The sequence below is a fragment of the Paenibacillus intestini genome, assembly GCF_030803945.1.
Lineage (GTDB): Bacteria > Bacillota > Bacilli > Paenibacillales > Paenibacillaceae > Paenibacillus > Paenibacillus polysaccharolyticus.
The window spans coordinates 54,635-77,339 of record NZ_JAURUN010000011.1; the positions used below are offsets into that span (position 1 = coordinate 54,635).

Annotated in this window: 13 protein-coding genes; all 13 read right to left on the reverse strand. The window is 45.9% G+C overall.

Translation table 11 applies throughout. The annotated features are described in order from the left end of the window. Positions 1-12: 12 nt before the first annotated feature. Positions 13-984 carry a helix-turn-helix transcriptional regulator gene (locus tag J2T16_RS23590; protein ID WP_154887595.1) on the reverse strand — a complete coding sequence of 324 codons (972 nt, stop codon included), beginning with the start codon at positions 982-984 and terminating at the stop codon, positions 13-15. Positions 985-1,273: 289 nt separating this feature from the next. Beyond that, positions 1,274-1,789 carry a hypothetical protein gene (locus J2T16_RS23595; RefSeq protein WP_336122030.1) on the reverse strand — a complete coding sequence of 172 codons (516 nt, stop codon included), beginning with the start codon at positions 1,787-1,789 and terminating at the stop codon, positions 1,274-1,276. A gap of 148 nt (positions 1,790-1,937) precedes the next feature. Beyond that, positions 1,938-2,570 (reverse strand): 50S ribosomal protein L25, encoded by a 633-nt coding sequence (locus tag J2T16_RS23600; RefSeq protein WP_154887590.1) that lies wholly within the window; start codon positions 2,568-2,570, stop codon positions 1,938-1,940. Positions 2,571-2,859: 289 nt separating this feature from the next. Beyond that, a complete protein-coding gene (pulA, locus tag J2T16_RS23605; protein ID WP_499019408.1) occupies positions 2,860-5,736 on the reverse strand; it encodes a type I pullulanase in 2,877 nt (958 codons plus the stop codon). A gap of 324 nt (positions 5,737-6,060) precedes the next feature. Then, entirely contained in the window at positions 6,061-8,235 is a 2,175-nt protein-coding gene (pulA, locus tag J2T16_RS23610; RefSeq protein WP_499019388.1) for a type I pullulanase, read from the reverse strand. Positions 8,236-8,455: 220 nt separating this feature from the next. Further along, positions 8,456-12,124 carry a DUF5704 domain-containing protein gene (locus tag J2T16_RS23615; RefSeq protein WP_418792728.1) on the reverse strand — a complete coding sequence of 1,223 codons (3,669 nt, stop codon included), beginning with the start codon at positions 12,122-12,124 and terminating at the stop codon, positions 8,456-8,458. A 26-nt stretch (positions 12,125-12,150) separates the two neighbouring features. Next, entirely contained in the window at positions 12,151-13,425 is a 1,275-nt protein-coding gene (locus tag J2T16_RS23620) for an S-layer homology domain-containing protein (protein WP_499019389.1), read from the reverse strand. Positions 13,426-13,769: 344 nt separating this feature from the next. Beyond that, the gene (locus J2T16_RS23625) at positions 13,770-15,299 is read right to left on the reverse strand and encodes an extracellular solute-binding protein (protein WP_336122026.1); all 1,530 of its coding nucleotides are present in this window, start codon (positions 15,297-15,299) and stop codon (positions 13,770-13,772) included. A 122-nt stretch (positions 15,300-15,421) separates the two neighbouring features. Further along, on the reverse strand, positions 15,422-16,525 hold the full coding sequence (locus tag J2T16_RS23630; protein ID WP_221787294.1) for a glycoside hydrolase family 88/105 protein: 1,104 nt from the start codon (positions 16,523-16,525) through the stop codon (positions 15,422-15,424). Between the two features lie 23 nt (positions 16,526-16,548). Next, positions 16,549-18,048: an extracellular solute-binding protein gene (locus tag J2T16_RS23635; protein WP_090915455.1), complete on the reverse strand. Its 1,500-nt coding sequence runs from the start codon at positions 18,046-18,048 to the stop codon at positions 16,549-16,551. Between the two features lie 84 nt (positions 18,049-18,132). After that, on the reverse strand, positions 18,133-19,005 hold the full coding sequence (locus J2T16_RS23640; protein ID WP_090915457.1) for a carbohydrate ABC transporter permease: 873 nt from the start codon (positions 19,003-19,005) through the stop codon (positions 18,133-18,135). A 45-nt stretch (positions 19,006-19,050) separates the two neighbouring features. Next, positions 19,051-20,004 (reverse strand): ABC transporter permease, encoded by a 954-nt coding sequence (locus tag J2T16_RS23645; protein ID WP_090915459.1) that lies wholly within the window; start codon positions 20,002-20,004, stop codon positions 19,051-19,053. Positions 20,005-20,298: 294 nt separating this feature from the next. Beyond that, positions 20,299-22,635: a helix-turn-helix domain-containing protein gene (locus tag J2T16_RS23650; protein WP_221787296.1), complete on the reverse strand. Its 2,337-nt coding sequence runs from the start codon at positions 22,633-22,635 to the stop codon at positions 20,299-20,301. Positions 22,636-22,705 lie beyond the last annotated feature (70 nt).

Here is a 22,705-nt window from a genome sequence, read left to right on the forward strand (position 1 = left end):
CTTGGCTTATGGCTATAAAGCCTCTTCATCTTTATAGTGCTCCAACCATTCCAAAAGTTGTTTGCGAATCTCTCTCCGATACTCGCGAGGTTCAAGTACCTCAGCCTCAGCACCGAACTGATATAACCATTGCAAAAATTCACGACTGCTATTCAGTGTTACTTCGAATAACAAACCACCATCCATAAGATCTGTCATTCGTGGACGAACAAACATCTCTTCTTCTTTTATGTAAGGGGCCACCTTTTCGGAGAATCTTACCTTAAAATGAATATGCTCGTCCCCTCGGTCAACAGACCAAGTATTCTTCATATACTGAGTGATATTGAAGTCACCCATATCAAATGCAGCATTGGTTCGTGTTACATCCAGGAAGCGGCTAATGCGAAACAACCGAACTTTCTGCTGTAAATGACAGTACCCAATCAGATAGAAACGTTGGTCACGCGGTACGAGATAATAAGGGTCTATTTGTCTAACCGTAATCTCGTTATTCGTGAGCGTATGATATTGCGCTTGAATCGTCCGTCCATCTAAAATCGCTTCGATAATGGGAATTAACAAGTTTGGATCCTTTCCTTCTTCTCGGTAAGCAGGTATCCCCATCCGAATAATTCCTGCAATATTTTCCACAATTTCACTGTTCCTTGTTTTTTGTTTAGTATGTGCCGATATAACCTTATCATATGCTGAGTCAAATTCAGCAGGTAATTTAGATGTATCGACTAAGGCCGGAAGCATACAGAATAGCATGGCTTCCTGTTCGGTAAAATCTAAAGGATACATGGCAAACTCACCGATAAATCGATAACCCTTTCCATATCCTTCGTTCATTATGGGAGCAACCCTGTCCAAAATCCGGAGATCGCGGTAGATTGTGCGCACCGTTGTACCACATTTCAGCGCCAATTCCTTTGCAGAGATTCCGGGATTAGCTTGTATAGCCTGAAGTATACGCAGCAGACGAATTAATTTCTCTGTCATGTAGTTTCTCCCCTTCGATATTTTATCGGCAAGGAAAACTAGTTCCTTTAGTTCATATATAAATCTTTAGTCCCAATTGATTTTTCGCAATTTCACCTTTTATTTATAGTCCAATTGCACTTTTCCCCTCTCTAAATATACCTTCTCTTACTTGCTTGCGTAAATTAATAACCCAAAATCTAATTTTCCTATGCCTGAAAGCCTATACAAATATCTAAAAAAAATACAAAAAAAGCCCTGATCTCCAAACGAGACAAGGCTTCAAAAAGTTCTATTTGTCATATTTTTATTAGTTTATTTCCCTCAACTTGTTCAGCACGTGAACCATGCAATCACATAACACTGGAATATCATGCATTTGATCCTCATTCACATGCCTTCCGAAATATATATTGGCAGAAACGTTAAATGATACCGGAGCTTCTCCAAAAAGGTAGTGGATATGCTGAACTATCCGCTGATCGGGCCAATTTTCCTGCATGATCGACTGGACGTTGTGACAACGTGGCTCCAGTTCTTTAGTTACCCACGCAAAGCGAAGCTCCAGTTCGCAGCCGGGATGGCTGCCTGGGGTCTCCAGAATCTCTGCGGCTATAGCCTGCAGCGAACTTCTCATTACCACTTCGGCAGTAACAGCCGTATGATTTCTTAGGCAGAACCGCAAGGTGAATTCCCGGGACATGCTTGCCATTTCTAATTGATCCATGCGATGGGTAATGTGAATGCTCTCATCCAGATTGTCCAGGTCATAGAGGTAATTCTCGAAAGCTACTTTTAAATTATCGTATATCGTGGGGTCAAACATAGGGCAAACCTGCTTTCTTTTCGATTTCATCTATCTTCACGTTGTACCACAAATACGCTCCTTAAATCCATATGAAAAGCCCAGCCCACAAGAAGTGGACTGAGCTTGGACCTGATTTACGCAGAATTTTTGAAATTCCAGCGTTCGCCTATTCTTCTGCAGATTGACCTTCTTCTGCTTCTGGGGCCGCTTCATCAGCAGAAGCGGTTGGTTCCTCTTCAACAGCTTGCGGTGGCATAACCGAAGCCACGATAGAATCTGGTGATGTCACGAGCGTCAAACCTTTATCCAGTTTAATATCGCCTGCTGTCAAGCGGTCACCAATTTCCAGACCACTGACGTCGACTTCGATCGAAGTTGGCAGATCTGCTGGCAAACCTTCAACCTCCAGTTGTGTTTCTTGCGTCTGGAAGACACCGCCTGCTTTGGAACCAGCAGCAGTACCTTGGAAATCAATCGATACACTAACGCTAATCGGTTTATTTTTCGAAATTTGTAAAAAGTCAACGTGTAGTAGACGTCCATTACGCTCCTGCTGATCCTTGATCAGTACAGGAACGGTTTTTCCGCCCTCTACACTAAGGTTAAACATCTCTGAGCGGCCTGTACGAGCCATTTTCAGCATTTCTTTTTCATCCACATGTATGGCGGCACCTTCTTGTCCCGGTCCGTATACTACGGCAGGAACTCGTCCACCTTGTCTTAACAGGCGCAATGCTGCACCTTTCTTTTCAGTTCTTGGCGTTGCTGTAAGTTGAGCCATTTTTCCGTTGGATTTCATGGTTGAACATCCTCCTTCAAGGGATCCCTACTTTGGTTTTGTTGGCAAGCTCTACGGCTTCTCTCATAGACCAAAACGGTCTTTTTTCTGAGGCCATATGTTGGGCCATATCTATATTTACCCCAATGATCCGGCATCTAAAACATAAATCCGGAGTTTTTTATCCTTTTTTTGTAATTATATGTGTTTTGGAGCATAAGAAAACAGCCGGAATTCCTTCCGACTGTAAGATTAGTGCTTGGAGTGATGAAACGAATTACCTGTTCAAAACATTACAGAGAAGCACACATCATGCACTATTCAGATCATCCTTTTCAGGATTTTCTCGCACAATCTGCATTTCATCTGACCCACTTTGTACCATAATCTGCAGGTCACCATCCTCAGGCATGATATCCACATAGCGATCTCCACAAGTGTCCTTGGCCTCCCACTCATTCAGCCTGATGACAAAACCCAGATGATGCAGACCGGGAGCTACGCGGAACCGTGCTTTCGCAACATGGCCTGCCCGCTCCAAGCGAATGGCTCCATCCTCCATACCCGTTCCCCATACCCAAACATCCCAGCCGTCATAACAGCCATCAGCGCGTTCATAACAGATGGTCACGGTTCGTGACAGGTATCTGTGAACCGTAACCGCATATGCCGCACGAACGGAGCCTATTTCTGCGATGATCATGGATTTCCCCGAAGTCAGCGCCCTCACGATTCCCGCTTGGCTTACAGCAGCTACATCCGAATGAGCAGAACTCCAGCGAATATGAGCATCTGTAAGTGGCTGCCCATATTGATCCAGCACCAACGCACGGAAACGACTAACTCGAGTTGTATATAGCACTGGTTCACCTATGATCTCGATTCGCTCAGCGTAGCGGATATCAACCTGAACGGTACAAGACGCTGTGATCGAACCGACGCTTGCCGTAATTGACACTACACCACGACTCAATGTACGAATAGTGCCATCTTTTTCTATACGAACCATGTCTGGATCAGAAGAGTTCCATACCACAGGTACATTTTCCAATACATTGCCGATATGATCCCTCACCGTTGCTCGTAGCTGAGAAGTTTCCTGCGGAGCAAATACCCTGCGCGGAAGAGCGATTTGCAGTGCAGCCGGTTCTGACTGGGGCGTGAGCTCCTTGTCGTACAGAACCATAAGCGACCAACGTTCCATCTGAACCTCCCCCGTAACCGTCTCGATCACGTCGGTTCCAGCGGTATGATGATTCACAACAACCTTCCACTCACCCTCATCCAGGTGTAAGGTCTGAGATTCCTCCGAGCCGTTATAGATAATCATAATCCGATGCCATGAATCTTCGTTCGCTCCATGTTCAAGCATATAGGCAACAACGTTTCCATCCATCCGAATGAAGCGGAGATGTCTGCGAATCTGTTCTGCCTCAATCATACGGAACGCCGGATGGGTGCGCCGCAAGTGGATCAGCCCACGATAATAGTCAAATACAGGCCTGAATCGGGCTTTATTGGCCCAAGTGATCGTATTTACCGCATCACCGCTTCGATAACTGTTATGATCTCCAGCCTTGGATCTTAACATCTCATCACCGGCATGTAGAAACGGTATTCCCTGTGAAGTAAGCAGGATGCCAGATGCAAGAATGGAACGGCGAACCATTTCATTATGCAATACATCTGCTTCATCGACATATCGATACGGATCTGCAGCCTTAACAGCCGACTCGGCACTGCCTCCCTCCACAGGCTGTCCGTCTTTCCATACAGGAAAGCCCAGATCATGTCTAAGATGGAGCGAGGTAGTCATTTTATCCCAGAGATTCAGGTTATCATGGGCGGTCACATAATTAACGGTTTCGGCGGGGGATGAGGTGAAGTCATCCAGTGCTCCCGCAACACCTTTGCTTATTTCATATTCCAAGCCGCCGGCACCTGTGATGAATCCTCTACTGCTACCGTCACTGTCTCCTTTAATCGCACCGCGAAAATGATCATTGAATACAGCAAATCCTTTGCCTCTCTGTGTTCCCTTGAGGGTTTGACGAGCCAGCGGAGAGTCGCCTCCCATCCACGGCTCTCCATAGATCAGAAAGGTAGGGTCTATCTTTTCTTTTAACTGACGGGTAAGCTCACTCATCGTGTCCAGATCAATCAGTGCCATCAGATCAAACCGGAATCCGTCAATATGATATTCTTCTGCCCAATAGCGTAAGGAATCCAGAATATATTTTCGTACCATAGGACGCTCTGTTGCCAGTTCATTCCCTACACCTGAACCGTTGCTGAGTGTACCATCTTCATAATAACGATAGAAGTAACCTGGCACGATTCGCTCAAAAGGGCCTTTTTCCACACTGTACGTATGGTTGTACACGACATCAAGCACAACACGGATCCCTTGCTGGTGCAAGGACTGAATCATCGCTTTGAACTCCCGAATACGAACAGCAGGATCTCGGGGATTCGTCGAATAGGAACCCTCAGGTACATTATAGTGTTGCGGATCATAGCCCCAGTTATAGGGTACTTTGGCCGTTGGATCGGTGTTCGCTACTGCGAGTTCATTTACCGTCTGGTAATCGGCCACAGGCAGCAGATGTACATGGGTAATACCCAGTTCAACCAAATGATCGACGCCAATTCGGTTGCCTGTCTCATCGGTAAGCCCGGTAGCCGTAAAAGCCATATACTTTCCTTTGTACGGAAGTTCGGCCTGAGGATCGGAAGAGAAGTCTCTTACGTGCAGTTCATAGATGATCGCATCAACCGGGCTTACAAAGGCGGGCTTTACATCTTGATCCCATCCCTCTGGATGAGTCATATTCAGATCAATGATCGCCGTCCGTTGCCCATTGACTGTAACTGCTCTGGCGTAAGGGTCCGCTACTATTTCTACCCGTTGATCATGATGAACGATGCGATACATATAAAAGTGTCCTGCCCAGTCGCCCGAAAGAGTCCGTTGCCAGATCCCGTCCGGGTCACGTGTCATCTCAAATGCCTGACCATCCTCATGATGGGACACTTCGCCAAGATCGTTATACTCTCCCTCATATTCGAAAACTAATATATTAACCAGCTGTGCTGTAGGCGCCCATACTTTGAACGTACTCGCAGCACTGGTATAAGTTAAGCCAAGATCGTTGCCTTCATAACAAAAAGAAGTCCATTCCGGCATCGTTCTCACCGCCTTTATATCCTTTAATTTCGTATTGTCCCGATGTTACGAAGTGGGACGCCTTTTGTCAACCCGGGGTTGTCTGTACTCAACATATCGGTTAGATCGAAACAATTGATGAGCAATCGCTTTCATCTATCATATGTAAACAAGCGCAGCGGTTGACAACGTATGTACCTATGGAATCAAAAAAACACCCTCTTTTGATATCAAAGAGAGTGTTCTACTGTGTGACTTTTAAACTGAAATACATCGTTATGACTCACTGCCCTGTTGTTAGATAAAAACAGACATTTTGTCATCCTTGTACAAGCCTGACTTTCTTCAAGAGGACTGCGAAAATAATACGGTCATGGATAACATGCTGACCTGTACTTGATTGTTGTTAGTCTCTTGATTGTCTGAGCTGCTCTTGGTGCTCTTTTTGCTATGCTGAGTCTGATCGTGGATGTTATTGTTGCCCTCCATTTCCTCCGTAACCTCGATGGTACGAAGCGTATTTACACCAGCCTGTCCTTCTTCAACAACCACTCTCCATGTGCCTGAAGGGATAGAGATCCGATGAGATTCTTTGGTCGCATTGTAGATCACGATAATCCGTTGCCATGCATCATTCACATCTGCACCCTGCAACTCGAATGCTAAAAGTCCTTTATCTTTTTGCAAAAGTCGAACATGCTTCTCAATCGCTTCGCGTGTACGCAGGCGAAAAGAAGGATGCTCCCGCCGCAGGCGAATCAGGCCACGGTAATAGTCGAATACGGGCTTAAATCGTTGCTTCTGATCCCAATGTATGGCGTTGACTACGTCTCCACTCTCATGACTGTTAGCGTCCCCGTATTTACTTCGTAATATCTCATCTCCTGCCGCAATCAGCGGAACACCTTGTGAGGTAAGTACAATACCGTTTGCAAGAAGGCAGCGTCTCACGGTTTCGTTTCCGAGCACATGCGCTGGATCGATCTGAAGATAAGGATCAGCCTGTCGCACAGCCTCTTCCACATTGTCGAACCCCCGGATACTCCCATCCTCATCATACGTCAGAAAGCCTAGCTTATCTTGTAACCCTTGCGTACGGGCCACCTTATCCCACAGATTAAGATTGTCATGTACAGTTACATAATTAATAGTCTCAGATGGACCTTCCGTAAAATCATGAATAGACCCTTGCACGCCTGTCCATAACTCCGCTTCTTTCCCGTCTTCACCCGTCGCAAAACCTTTGCCGTCCCCATCACTGTCTCCTTTAATGACACCACGGAAATTATCATTAAACACGGCAAAGCGTGATCCGCGCTGTGTTCCTTTCAAGGTCATCTCATCACCCAAAGGTGATTCCATTGCTCCCCAAGGTTCGCCGTATAACAAAATGGAGGGAGATACCTCAGTATGAAGCTCGGATGCGAGCTGTTTCATCGTCGTAACATCCATCAGCCCCATCAGATCAAAACGAAAACCGTCCACATGATATTCCTCTGCCCAGAAACGCACCGAATCGATAATAAATTTACGTACCATAGCTCGTTCTGTTGCCACTTCATTGCCTGTGCCTGAACCGTTACTGTACGTTCCGTCGGCATGCTGACGATAATAATATCCGGGAACGAGCTTCTCAAATGAACTCTCCGCTGTATCAAACGTGTGGTTGTACACGACATCCATAATGACACCTATCCCTTTACGATGAAGTGCAAGCACCATGGACTTGAATTCACGAATTCGCGTTACGGGTTCATCTGCGCGTGATGCATAAGATCCTTCCGGAACATTGTAATGTAGTGGATCGTAACCCCAATTATAGTTAGAGGCATCCTTAGGATCATCATCTACCTTCGCCTCGTCTACCGTAGCAAAATCAAATACAGGCAACAGGTGTACATGTGTAATGCCTAGTTCAACCAAATGATCAATTCCAAGCGTATTACCTGTTGCATCTTGAAGCCCAGTCTCGGTGAAAGCCAGATACTTTCCTTTGTTCGCAATCCCGGAAGAAGCATGAATGGAGAAATCCCGGACATGTAGCTCATACAGGACAGCATCCGTGGGATGACTCAATTCGGGACGTTTATCCTGTTGCCAACCCTCAGGGTGAGTCTCTTGCATGTCCACAATAACACCCATTTCACCGTTCATGGTTACGGCCCGCGCGTAAGGATCAACCGCGATCGTTGAAGTTCCATCGGCAAAAGTTGGCTTGAACATATAGCGATAACCTCGTAAATCCCCTTCCACTTCTAAAACCCACACATCCTGTTCACCGGAATGCATTGGGATGTTGCTCTGCTTCAACGCGTTCGGGATGTCATCGGGACTTCCACCTGTGAGGGGTGGGTACAGAAGCAGTTCCATTTGAATCGCAATGGGAGACCAAACTTTGAAAGAACAAACAGCCGGTTGAAGGGTAACCCCCAGATCCCCCCCTTTATATGTACTCGTGATCGAAGCTATATCTGTTTTCCGGGCAATCTGCTGTTGCTGTTGTTGAACTTCGTCAATCATATCAATTCCCCTCTCGGTGAGCGTCGTATGTTATTCATGTAAAACGGAATGTAGAGCGTGGTGCCAAGTGAGTATCAGGAAAGTGCTCCTTACCCTTTATACCCGTTCAACGGATCAAGCATAATCTGTTTATACAAAAAAGAAGTAGCCGTGACGCAGACTCACATCACAGCTACTTCGTATATAAAGCTTCTACTTTTATTTCAAACCCGTCGTTTCGCTAATGAGGTACCTGCGCTTGAAAATCATCACGGCTAGATTGATCTGCATGATACCACACCACATCTCCATCTCTCGTCTGCCATCTTATCCCCTGTTCATCCACTGGACTTCCATTAAAACCTTCCAGTTTCCATTGATTCATTAATGGGGCGTGCATATATTGCAGATGAGGCGCGAGTGTATTGCCATTTTGTAACGTTTCCAGATTAAAGTTCACTACAATGTATCCATCTTGCAGGAATACAGGAGCCTTGTCATCTAGCAAAGTTTCTCGGGCCAGACGCTCCAGATTCGTGCCTTTGGGAACAGCATATACATCGGCTGGCAGGCTATATTCTCCGTACCAGCGCTGTATGGCGGCATTCGCCCGATCTATATCCACCCCGGAAGGAAGGTCTGTTTTTGGACCTATGAGTGTACGAATCTGTGACGGGAGAATCATCCAATCGTACCTGCCTGTCCAAGTTTGACGATATGACATCTGGGTCACAAACCGAACCATCGCCTGTTCCAGCGTATACAACTGCCGATCTTCTGATGTCCATTCATGGGTGTACTGATAGCGTGCTGTATCGCTGAGTTCCATTCCAGGCACGTTTCGTAGCCTTGCGTTCAGCACTACATAACGCTTCTCAACATCCTGTGCCGATCCAATAAGGATAAGTTGCTGCTGCCCTCGATGGTAGTACAAATCCACTTCCTGCCTCTTGGTTCCGTCTTTGGGGATATAAAAGAAAGTTGGTGTGATTCGGATACCATCCTGTTTGCCAAACATATTCCCCTTGGTCTTCACATCAAACTTAAAGTGATAGCCTGTCTTCACAGCGACATTGCGGTATCCCTGCACAGGGTGGCTACCTGGGCGGATTGGCAAAACATACGGAGCCAGGTTGCCCCTCGGATCTCCATCAATTTCATTTGTTCCTGTCCAGTAGTTAACACCCGTAGGCTCGGGACTTCCTGGTCTTTGACGAAACACCCTCTCCCAATGATAGTCCGCGATATCTGTGATTCGAAAATCATACAATCGCCCAATGACCTCCACAGCTATCGTATCCGTTGCGACATGATGTGCCAGATCCGTATTAGCATCAGGTTGTTCTGTAAACTGCATGGGTGCATTTTCTGCGATGTTGCGGAACTCAATCTGATAGGCGCCTTCATCGATCCAGACAGGAAGCACAAAGGTAGTATCCAGTTGATTGACGGGAATATCAACCCAGGTTTTGGCTGGGATAAAGCTACTTTTGCCATCGGTGTAAACATCGAACGGGAAACGCACCTGTTTACTGCGAAAATACTTCCCGTAATCGCGATTTCCGTAACCTGGATAGCGTACTTCATCTAGATGTTGTCCTGACGTGGGGATACGGACCAAGAATGGACGCTCCAGAATTAACGCCGCCCGCATAGGATCTGGCTTCGTTTTTTGGTTATGCGGCTGGTCATCCGAAACCCAAGCATAGTCGACCACTGGTGTATGTACCGTGACCGGATTGATTCCAGGAATTGAAAACCGCTGATTTTGTCCAGCGTTTACGTTTTCAGGCAGTAGTCCGTAGAATATGTCACCCGTGCTCGGCTGATCTGCTCTGTTCATCAGTGTGTTCTGAATGGTTAATCTGTTCTGATATAACACATCATCCCCGATCATATGAGGCTGCGGAATCATTCCAGGTCTGGGGGCTTCCTTCTGGGCTGGGCTATTATTCATAATAGTCGTACCATTAAAGACCACTTTGTCATTGTTAACCGTATTCTCCTGAACCACCGCTTCTGCTTCTGCTTGAAAAAGTGAAGTTTCCATCGGCGTAGGCGGCTCAGTGGAACCTCCAGGGACAGTCTGGGTACCCAGATCAATCTCACGACATGGCGAAGGTTTAACATGACTCTGCACAGCAGTATCCGTCATAGATTGTAGAGTTGGAGGTATGTAGGAATTTGGTGTCAGCGTAACTACACCTCCGTAACCACCAAGCGCATAGTTAGACACCTTGGCTTCATTTAATTTGTAGACCTCTAAGTTATCAATCCGCCAATAACTATATTCCCTTGTTACTCGCATCGATCGATCACCTGGCACATCACGTTCTTTGGGCTCTGGTTGTGTGCCTGGATCCCCCTCACCGCGGGAAGGTCGGCCTGGTATTGTCCACGTTTTGTGGTACGTCTTCTTGACTTTAACATCATAGGTCACTGTGCCCGTCATGTTCACCCATCGGTGCTGAAACAAATATCCTTTGGCGAGAACATTTGCATATAAATCTTCCGACGTTGGGATTCCTCGTGTAACATCAAATTTCTCGGCACCCCGAATGTCTGCTCTGAGCACCCCTTGAACCGAAGGATCCATCACTTTAGCTTCAAGTACTGCGCCTCGACTTGGTGGACTGATGCTCACCGGACAGGCATTCGCAGGATCGTTTCCTGGATCTTCACCGCCCGTGTCTCCTCCACCTCCGCCATTAGAGCATTCCTTGACCTCAAGCTCTTGTTCAGCCTGTTCATCTATACGCTGGGCGGTATCCAGGAAATGAGCTTTGATGATCGTAGTACCCACAATACCCTTTGTTGTAATTTTGCCATCAGCACCGATTGTCGCCACAGAAGCATTCGAACTGCTCCACATCAATTTGGGATGCACCGTTAATTTATGGATACTTCGATCTGATTTGGTGAGGACTGCTTCCGCCTGCAATGGTGTTGTCGTAGATTTACAGGCATTAGGCAGGTTCACAACCAGTCCCGGTTCGGACGTCACGGTAACGGTGGCTGTATCCGAAATGAGATATGTACCATTGTTCCAAATTGCACGTACTGTAACCGTTCCAGGGCTTTCCGCTTTTAACATACCTGTCTTTAGTTCAATGCTTGCCACCGCTTCGTCCGAAGAAAACCATTTAATCTCCGTCTCCCTGCCAGATACATCGACCCCCTCACTCCACGCTGTGGAGCCATAGCCTTTGGTCTTTACTTTGGCTACCATCTGTTTGGTCTGGCCAATCGTGAGGGTAGTATCAGGTGTAACGTCAATCTCTTTTTCTTCCTCTAGATCACCTTCCCAAATGATGTCCATAGGGGTGAAGTAGGCAACTACTTTTTTTATACATCCAGTATTCGTTCTACCACCATTCTCAAATGGCTTATGCTCCGTTGGTACATGATATCCTCCAGTGATTGTCCTGATCGCAACAACAGTTGATAAGAACGGAGGTCTAATATCTCCTATACCAGTATACGAATTTTGATCTGCTCTTCCTTGATATTTAACATCATGAATACGTATGTTTTTAACTTTATTAGTATCAATTCTTGTAGAATTGTAATCAGGCCAGTCTGTTGGTGGCCAATTACTAAAATCTACACTATCGGGAACCTCTGTCGCTGCAGGAAATGGATTTGAGCAACTCCCTGCATTATTTGCATAGGTCGGTCCTCCTGAATGATCAGCTCTAAATTTCCCATTATTCTCTTGGTACCAATACACTCCCGGATTTCCTACCCTAGGGTTCGCTAGTATGGTAATATACTGAGGGCTCTTCATTCTTTTAGGGCCATACTCACTTGTAACAGCGTTTACTATGTTTGACGTTAATATTAACGCTGTGAGTTGTAAAATCAACACTCCAAATAATATAGCTACACAAGAATATATTACTTTTCTCATTACAACCTACTCACCATCCTACTGAACTACCTTTGAATTCTAAATTCACCTAATTGATCTGTTTTCAGAGAATAAGACCACGATGTGTTTCTCAGAGTTGAAGTAACCCAAAATCTTTTTTGAATACCCTTCTTTAATAATTGTCCCGAGTCCATAGGTATTGTATTAAAACCTTGTTTCTTAGCCACATCCAAATTGAGACGATTAAACTGTATTAGTGAATCAGATAACCCCCTATTGAATGTGATCAAATTAGAACTTTCTAAATTAGATTTGAAGGAAATATCTACAAAAGTCCTATACGAACCACTTGCATATTTTTCAGGCATAAAAAGCTTAGCATAAATTCCTTCTGGTTTACTTTGAGTCGCATCCACAACGATAAAACGATGAATTTGTAATACTCCAGACTTGTTACTAAGGCTAATATCAGCTTCTGATAGATCTGAAATCATGACAGAGCCAGAGCTATACTTATAATTACTAATCGTCGTTAAATTCGTACCTGTCGTGCCCACTTCCCGCATCTCGTTCAGGTCGCTGTACTTGGAGGCATCTGTCCCCTCCACGTCCATGTAGCGAAGCAGAATAGCGGAAACCTCTGCACGAGTTGTCGTATCTGCCGGTTTTAACGTGCCGTCTTGAAATCCACCGACAATGCCTGTTCCGCGCACTAGGACGAGGTACGGAATCTGTTCGTTACGAATCGTTCCGCGGTTTACTTCAGGTGTAGGCAGTAAGGTGTTTTTCGTATCATTAAAAGCATTCTGAAAACTGCTGTCCGACTTGATCAGTCCGTTTGCAATCCACTTCATCATTTCATATCGTGTCAGTTCCGTATTGGGCTTAAAGCCGCCTGCATAATCACCAGCGTCAATAAAGCCTTGTTCCACCAACTGGCGGACAGCCGTTTCAGACCAATGTCCTTGAAGATCAGAGAAAGAAGACTGCTCCTGCCCCTGAGCATTCTCGATTCTGGTCGAGCGAGCTAGTATTGCTGCATATTCCCCGCGGGTGATCTTACCATTCGGGCGGAAAGTGCCATCCTGATAGCCGGAAATCAATTTTTTCTCATATGCTTTTGCAATCGTTGCCTGAGCCCAGTGTCCTTTGATATCGCTGAACCGACTCCCTACGCTGTCGCTCACTCCAGCACTAACCACTGTCGTCCACTTCCCAGACCCCATTCCAAAAGAAAGACATGTACCTGCCATCATGACTGCTGTTAACAGCCCTATCATATAAACAAATCTTCTTTTCTTCTTCCCTTGAACCACTCGCTTCATCTTCAATCTGTTCACGCTCCTATGTACCTTAGTATGGGGATCCTTCATTTGCTCAAACGGATGACTTGCTTATCAAACATAAGTCAAAATCCTAAATTTGGAATTATAATCAATATTCTACCATGTATAACTAGTATTTTGGTATCATTTTCATACCTCCCCATGATTCTAAGGTGACCATCTCCCCCTCCTTGAGACCTACTCTTTATCCTAAAAAACAAAAAAAGGCCATGAATCCGCAGATTCATAGCCTTATGCTTTAAGGTGTAGTCTCACTTATTAAATTATGGAATTTTTACTCCTTTATAGGATAAACTTATTCCTTGCATGAAATCAACCTTTTTTTATGGCAGTCTCATTTATTTCCCGTTCAGTTCTTTATACGAAGCTTCCAGTTCTGTGATCAGTTGGTCACCGCCTGCTTTTCTCCAGTTGGCAACTTCCTGTTCCCAGCCAGCATCATCGATCTTGCCCATAATGTATTTGGTCTGCGCATCCCAGATCATCTGATCCAGTTCCTGACCGCGCTCTGTATAGATCACCGAGGACAGTGTAAGTGCAGGATTAGCAATTGCATACTGTTCATTTTCTCGAGCCATCTTCGTGCCTTTCATACCAATAGGAACATCGACCAGTTCAGGCACATTGTATCCTTCCACACTTAGCAGATTATCACGATATGGTTTAACCTCACGCTGATATGCGTCGAAGTCTTTCAGTTCCGTTTTACCGTCAGCGGTCTTGCTGTAGTGCACATCGAGTAAACCACGCAATTGCAGCGTGCTGAGTTCCTCGTCCAACAGCTGATCCAGGAAGGTGAGTACCTTCTTGAGCTGCGCCTCATCCGTTACAGATGCTTTCGGGATGACAAGCATACCGTAGTTTCCAGGCTCACCCGCAATGCGAATGCCATCTGGCCCTTGAAACGGCGCTACATCAATGACACCATCCGGTGCGTTAGGTGTGAGCCGTTGCTGGGATGATTTCCCGTTCTGAGCGACACCGTTCAGTTTCATGGCAACGAGACCTGAATCCATTTTTTTGTCCGCATCGGAAGGGTCCAGTGCAGGGAAATCACTATTGATCAGCCCTTCATTAAACAATCGCTTGAACAGCTTCATCGTATCCACATATTCAGGAGTCAGAAATTCTGGTGTTAATTTACCAGCGTCGTCTACACCCCATTTGTTGACTCCACCAATACTTACAGCAATCCGGGTCAGCGGTGAAGATACACCCTCGTTATACTTTTTAAACAACAACGCACCATACGTATCTTCCTTGCCATTACCATCTGGATCATCCTTGCGGACAGAACGCATAACCTCATACCAATCATCCAGATTTTTCGGGATATCCAGTTTCAGCTTATCAAACCAGTCTTTCCGATATACGATTGCCGTTCGTCCGATATCCCGGAAATTCGGGATGCCGTAGATTTTACCTTCGATCTTGATGTTATTAAAATGAGCCTCCGACTGGGCAGACAAGTTTTTGTAATCTTTCAGGTAAGGCCCGAGTTCCCAGAACAATCCTGTCTTTGCCGCATTAAAAGTTGTGGGTACATAATTGACACGCATAATCGTTGGCATCTCCCCTGATGCCACCATGACATTGACTTTGTCGTCGAACGCCGATTGCGGAATCCACTGCACGTTTACATCGGTATTCGTGTATTCCTCAATCTTCTTCTCGATTGCATTTTCCTTAGCGGGCACATCACCCACCTGCATCAATGAAATTGAAAGGGGCATTTTGCCTTCCCCGGCGGCTGGAGCTTTTTCTCCCCCACATCCAGCCAGCAAACCGGCAGACATCGCGCCAACAATAACGAAGCTTCCTACGCGAAACATTGGACTCTTTGAACGTTTTGGACTTTTTGGACTCATGAACCATCTCTCCTTTTGGATAAACCTATTGTTCAGTGGACTTGCCCTCATTCCTCAATCATAGATGCCTTCAATCTCGTAATGTATGCGCTATCATAATGCTTTGGAGAAAAGAACCGGCATTATGCCAGTTCCATCTCTACCCCTGCCAAAATAAATGGAGCAACGGATTTCGGATCATTAATACGAATCGATTCAGTCACATAGTACTCATAGGACCCGTCACGATACGGAGTTCCTCCAAGACCTGCTCCCCCGTTGCACTGTGTCAGGGAAAGCACACCCTCCTGGTCTGTTTGCAACAGATGTTGCAACAGGCCTTGATATCCTTTTTCCGCAATCGCTTTGAACTTCCCGCTCAAGTATCCTTTGCGCACACCCTTGGCAAGGGCATATACAAACATCGAAGTGCCCGAAGCCTCCAGATAATTCCGCTCGCGTCCTGGCTGATCGAGCAGATGCGGCCACAATCCTGTCTCCTGATCCTGTACATGGATAAGCGCATTTGCGAGTCGCTCGAAAATACCGATAATCTGTCCACGTTGCTCATGATCAACTGGCAGATAATCCAGCGTATCTACAACCGCCATCACGTACCAGCCTACTGCCCGGCTCCAGACATGTGGTGAGCACCCTGTATCTCCGGAGCTCCAGCGTTGCTCTTTGCTCTCGTCCCAAGCGTGGTAGAGCAGACCACTGCGTGGATCACGAGTTTGTGCTTCCACCAAAAGCAATTGCAAAGCAGCCTTGTCAAACCACTTCTCTTCACCAGTCACGGCTCCATATTGAGTCAGATAAGGTGTCGCCATATACAATCCATCCAGCCACATTTGGAACGGATAGATTTTCTTGTGCCAGAAACCGCCCCCACTTGTGCGCGGTTGCCCTTTCAGTTGCGCCATCAGCAACTCAGAAGCTTTGCGATACTTTTCCTGACCTGTTTTCTCCAGCAGGAAAAATAGTGATTTTCCCTGGTTGATCTGATCCAGATTATATTCCTCAATCGTATAGGACCGAATCGATCCGTCTTCCTGAATGAAATGATCCATAAGTTCCTGAATATAGTCAAAATATCTCTGTTCACCTGTACGAGCGTAGAGTTCTTCCAGTGCTTTGAGCAGACAACCGTTCTCATAATGCCAAGTCGCATACAGCTCATGGCTGCGATAACTCTCCATAAACTGGTCGGCCATGCGCATAGGTGTATGTTGTAACGTTTCCTTCATGATCAAACCTCCGGTTTCGCTCCTTATTGAGCCTGTTTTTTGTAATCCTCGGCATATTCCTCGCGGATTTTGGTACCGCCTGCATTAGCCCAATTCTCAATTTCCTTTTCCCAGCCGCTTTGATCGATCTTGCCCATAATGTATTTGGTTTGCGCATCGGCAATCATCTGATCCAGATCTGCTCCGCGGTCACCATATGTTGGAGAATACAACGTCAATGCAGGGTTTGGTACTGCATGTTCTGCCAGTTCCTTCACCAAAGCTGTTCCTTTTTCTCCAAGCTCGGTGTCCTTCAGTTTAGGTACATTGTAACCATCAACATAAGGGAAATTATCCCGATATGGCTTCACTTCACGCTGGAAAGCATCGAAATCACTCATTTCCACTTCGTTGTCTCCGACTTTGGTGTAATGTTTGCCTTCCAGACCACGCATTAGCAGCGTTGCCATCTCTGGATCCATCAATTTATCCAGGAAGGAGAGCAAGTTTTTCAGTTCCTCTTCCGATTTTACCGTTGCTTTCGGGAAAGCCAGAATACCCGAGTTACCTGTCTGTCCAGCTACACGGTCACCATTTGGCCCTAACAGACCGGCAATATCTACAACACCGTCCGGATTATTTTTTGACAGACGTTCCTGCTGGCTCTTACCATTCTGTGCCACACCTACACGCATGCCGACAACACCGGAATCATACTTTTTCTCCGCTTCCGTTGAATCAAATACAGCGAAGTCCTGGTTCAACAATTTCTCTTCATACAAACGTTTCAACAAATCCATCACTTGCATATATTCCGGTGTCATGAATTCTGGTGTAAAGCTCCCATCACTCTCAACCTTCCATTTGTTCGGTGCGCCAAAGCTCACACCAAGACGAGTCGTAAAAGAATACTGATCTTCGTTATACTTTTTGAACAACATCAATCCAAACGTATTCGCCTGTCCATCGCCATCCGGGTCGGAAGTAGACAACGTCTTGATCGTTTCATACCACTCATCCGGTGTTGTTGGTACTTTCAGATTCAACTTGTCAAACCAATCCTTGCGGTAAATAACAGTTGCCCGTGCAATATCGGAGAATACCGGCACGCCATAAATTTTTCCTTCAACCTTGATGTTGTCAAAGAAACGTCCGTTTTGGGCAGAAAGGTTTTTGTAATCATTGAGTAAAGGTCCGACTTCCCAAAATACGTCATTTCGCATCGCATTCGTTACCGTCGGGTTATATTGCACCTTTACGATTTTCGGCATGTCGCTGGAGGCGATCATGACATTAATTTTGTCATTGTACGCAGATGCCGGTATCCACTGGATGTCCAGTTTGGTTTTGGTATATTCCTCAATTTTTTTCTGTACATCGTTGCCCTTGCTCGGCACGTCACCCACCTGTGCAATAGCGATAGATACATTCTGTACGCCGCCTTCGGCAGCCTGACCTTCATCTGATCCGCATCCTGCCAGCAAACCGGTCACCAGAGCCAGTGTACTCAGAACAGCTACGGCTTTCTTTTTTGTTGCCTTCATTCATGAAAACCTCCCTTTTTGATATACAGTCACAGACTGGTATTCACAATTCAGTAATACGCTTCACACCACACACTGCACTAATCAGCCTTTTACCGAACCGAGCATCACTCCCTTGGCAAAATGCTTTTGCAGGAATGGGTAGACCAGCATAATCGGAATGGTAGAGAATACGATAACAGCCATGCGAATCGTAAGCGGCTGAATTTCGGTTTCTTCAATGCTCGTATCTCCGATTCGACTCTGTGCCAAAATGACAATTTCACGTAGCCAGACTTGTACAGGCCACTTCTCACTGTCGTTGATATAGATGACGGCACTGAAGAAGCTGTTCCAGTGTGCCACGGCATAAAAGAGTGAAAAGGTAGCCATGGCTGGCATCGAGAGTGGTAGCACAATGCGGAACAAAACGCTGACATCGTTACAGCCATCGATTTTGGCCGCATCTTCCAGCTCATCCGGGATGGCTTGGAAGAAGTTTTTGAGTACGATCAGGTTGAAGGCACTGATAGCCGTTGGCAACATCAAAGACCAGAGTGTATCGGTAAGATGCAGGGATTTAACGACGAAATACGTTGGAATCATACCGCCACTGAACAGCATCGTGAAGAGTACACCCAGCAGAATCGGCTGGCGTCCGCGCAAATACTTTCTGGATAGCGGGTAAGCCATAAGCGATGTAAACAGCAAGTTGATTAGCGTACCCACAACGGTGATATAGATCGATACACCGAGACTTCGAATCAATGTATCCGTAGAAAAAATGTAACGGTAAGCTGCCAAGGAGAACTCTTTCGGAAAAAGAATAAATCCTCCTTTGGCCACTTCATGCGGGCTGGTAAACGACACAGCCAAAATATAAATGAACGGGATTACGGTCACAATACCAATCAAAAGCAGCAAGCCATGATTCACAAAATCAAAGATCCGGTTGCTCCATGTTTTGTCCTGTTGCATCTAATGTTCACTCCTGTCTGATGAAGAGCGTCTGCCAATATTGCATTAATAGACGCCTTCCTCCCCGAATTTTTTGGCTAACGTGTTGGCACCAAGCACTAGCGCCAGTCCGACAACCGACTTAAACAATCCGACAGCAGCACTATAACTGTACTGTGCCTGGGTAAGCCCCTTCGTGTATACGTAGGTATCAAATACCTCGCCCACGTCACGGTTAGTAGGTGTCAGCATCAGGAAGATCTGTTCAAAGCCTGTATCCAGGAAGTGACCCAGACGCAAAATGAGCAAAATGATGATGGTACTCCGAATCGCTGGCAACGTAATGTGCCAGGTCTGACGCCAGCGGTTAGCACCGTCAATCCGAGCAGCCTCATAAAGCTGCGTATCTACGCCAGAGAGTGCCGCCAGGAAGATAATTGTGCCCCAGCCTACTTCTTTCCAAATGGATTGTCCTACAATCATCGTACGGAACCATCCTGGTTCAAGCAGAAAGGCAATTTTTTGTCCCGTCAGGTTGTAGAGCAGTTCATTGATTGCACCGCCTTCAGTCGTGAACAGCATGTAGAACACACCAACCACAACAACCCAGGAAACAAAGTGTGGAACGTAAACCAGTGTCTGCACGAAGCGTTTAAACCGCTCCCGCCTAACCTCATTCATCATGAGCGCAAGCACAATAGGTAATGGAAAAAAGAAAACCAGATTATAAATCGCAAGTAAAAACGTGTTTCTAAATAAGGTCCAGAACTGCGGTTCTCCAAAAAAACGCTGGAAGTGTTTGAATCCTACCCAATCACTCCCCAGGATGCCTTTGTACGGTGTGTAATCCTGAAAAGCCATCGTAATCCCATACATCGGTATGTATTTAAAGATAACAAAGTAAAGCACTCCCGGAATCAGCATAATGTACAGCCACCGGTTTTTGATGACGTCCCTCCAGAGCAGGTTTTTGTCACTGCGGGTAGCGGGCCTTGTTCGAGCAGCCGTTTCGGCTTTCATAGTGTCTTCCTCCCCACGTTGGAAACGATTACAAAAGATCACTTCCTGAATTCATGTCTCCATTGTGGCGGATAATCGAATCACTGGCTATCATCTCGTTTTAGCCTCTTGTTTTTCCTTGTGTATCAAGGGTTTTAACCACTTAAGAATGGCTGGCGCTACTAGAAATGAACTGCTTTCAACCTGCATGTTCCTGGTTTAACTATGGCTTATAAGCTGCGAATGGGCTCAAAAAGAAAGTTAAATTGAACGACAAAAGCCTGCCTGCCATGGGGGCAGAGCAGGCCATGTTCTCTAGCGTTGCTGCTCCCGGTACTTGCCGGGAGTTGTTCCTGTTATTTTGCGAAATGTACGGATAAAAGCTGTCGGGTTCGTGTAATTTAATTTTTCGGCGATTTCCGATATTTTTAAATCTGTCGTCTGTAGCCACGTTTTGGCTTTTTCCATGCGGTACTCTGCTAGATATTCGGTAAAATTAACACCCGCTTCCTTCTTGAAGACCCGGCTTAGATAGACCGGATGAAAGTTCAACTCCTCGGCACAAGCCTCCAGCGATAAATCCCGATCATACCGTTCCTCGATCAGTCGAATCATCCGGCGGGCGATATTCATATATTGTGACTCCTCTTGTTCCTTCCAGTAACGAATCACAGGCAGAAATAAACGCTTACGGAACCAACCCGTCATCTCATCAAGTGTAGATAATTTCAGCAAGTATGCCATGGAAGCTTTCTCACCAAGCACTTCTGCCACATCCCCGCCCTGCTCTTGCACAAGTTGATATACCCGTGACAATAACTGCACCATAATGACTGGATACTCGCTGAAATGCAGCTTTTTATCCGCCAGTAATCCTAAATATTGTGTAAAATAGATATCTGTTTTTTCTTCGTCTCCCTGTTTGATCGCTGAAGCCAACTGATCTTCGATCATTCGTAACTGCGTATACAGCGCAGCTTCCACCTGACCTCTTGGTTGGATGTCCTCATAATGTAAAATAATACGGCTACCCAAGCTGACTCTGCCTTGCAACGCTTCTTTGCTCTCTTGATAGGCTCTAGGCGTATCTCCAATGCTGGAATAAGCCCGGCTAATACCTATGCTTACTGGCAGATTCAGATAGGTTACAACCCGTTCACGAATCCAATCGGCCTGTGTGTGCATCCATTCCTTCAGCTGTATCTCATCACTCAGTTCAGAAGCAAGCACGGTAACCTGCGCATCATCTAGCATGACCGGTGTGAACCGAATCTCGGAAGGAATCAACTCACCTACCATATTATTGACCGCAAATAGCAATAGATCCCGATCCTGCTCCTCATATCTCGTGCCTTCAAGCGTATCAATCTGAAGCATCAGCACGCCCAGATGTGACCATCCGGTCGGGAAATCATACAATTCGCCCTGATATCTGAAATCTTCTTCCGATATTTTACCTGTCAGCAGCTTGGTCATGAAAAACTCCTGAAGATGCACATGTTGCCCCTTCATCTGCTCACGCATCGTTCTCTCCGAACTGAACAGGGTAGACAAGCGTTCCTCAATATAAATAAACTCATCCTGACGGCGTCCAGCTGGAGGGAGCGGAGAATCTAACCCTTTTGTAAACTGCAACAGTCTAGAGATTGGTGAGTACATACGCCGGCTACCGTAGATGGCCACAAGCCCTGTCACCAATAACATGATTAACGTCGCCACACCGGTCACCACTGCGATTTTTTGTGACTGGGCTGTAATCTGTCCAAGCGAAACAACCGATACGTATAACCAGCTGTTTAGCGGAGACTGCCTGTAGCTGACGGCTACGGGTTTGCCCTCCACTTCTGCGCTGTAAAAACCTTGTGCTTCCCCCGTTGTCTGAACCCTCTCCTGAATGTCTTGGTTGAGCAGATCGTATTTATTTCCATAATTCGTGTCATTCAGAAAGTATTTCTGGTCTTTATCCAGAACATACAAATCACCCGAATTCGGATTCCGGCTCAAAAAGCTGCTCAGTTCTGCATCCGCAATATCAATGACAAGGAACCCTTTCGGTTTCACATTTGTGGGCACCATCGGAATTTTAAAAACCATGCTGACTACATTATCAGAAGAGATCAAGGTAGGAGCCTGTTCCGTTAAAGCCTCACCCATGCCAGCAGATACAGGCACACTCTCTTTGGATGAACTTTTATTCTGAGTCACCCAGAACAAACTGTTGGTGTATGTAAGATAAGTTCCGATTCGGTCTCGAATGCTGAAATCATTGATTTTACCAAATGAACGCATCGATACGACCCAGTCCTGTTCCAGATTTACAAGGTAAGCCTGATCAATACTTGTGACCGCCTGAAGATTGTTAAAACCGGATGTCAAATCGCGAATTTCTTGAAATTCGCTACTATTCAGCGGTTGCTTCATTGCACGAAGCACCAAAGGTGAATTGACATACTGGATTGAGGACAGTTGTAAACTTCGTAATACTTGTTCTACTCGCATCTGAGTCTGATGTAGTATCTGAAGATTACTCTCGCGCACTTTCTGTTCGATATCACGCGAGGCAATCGTATACGAGACGGAACCAATCACAATGACTGGCAATGCCCCAAGAATCATCGTAAAGCAGAGTAGACGCAGTAGATATTTAGGCAAGAAGAGCATCTCCCTTTTATAAAAAATCGCTTACATTGGATTAAATTACTATTGTTATTTTAAAACCCAA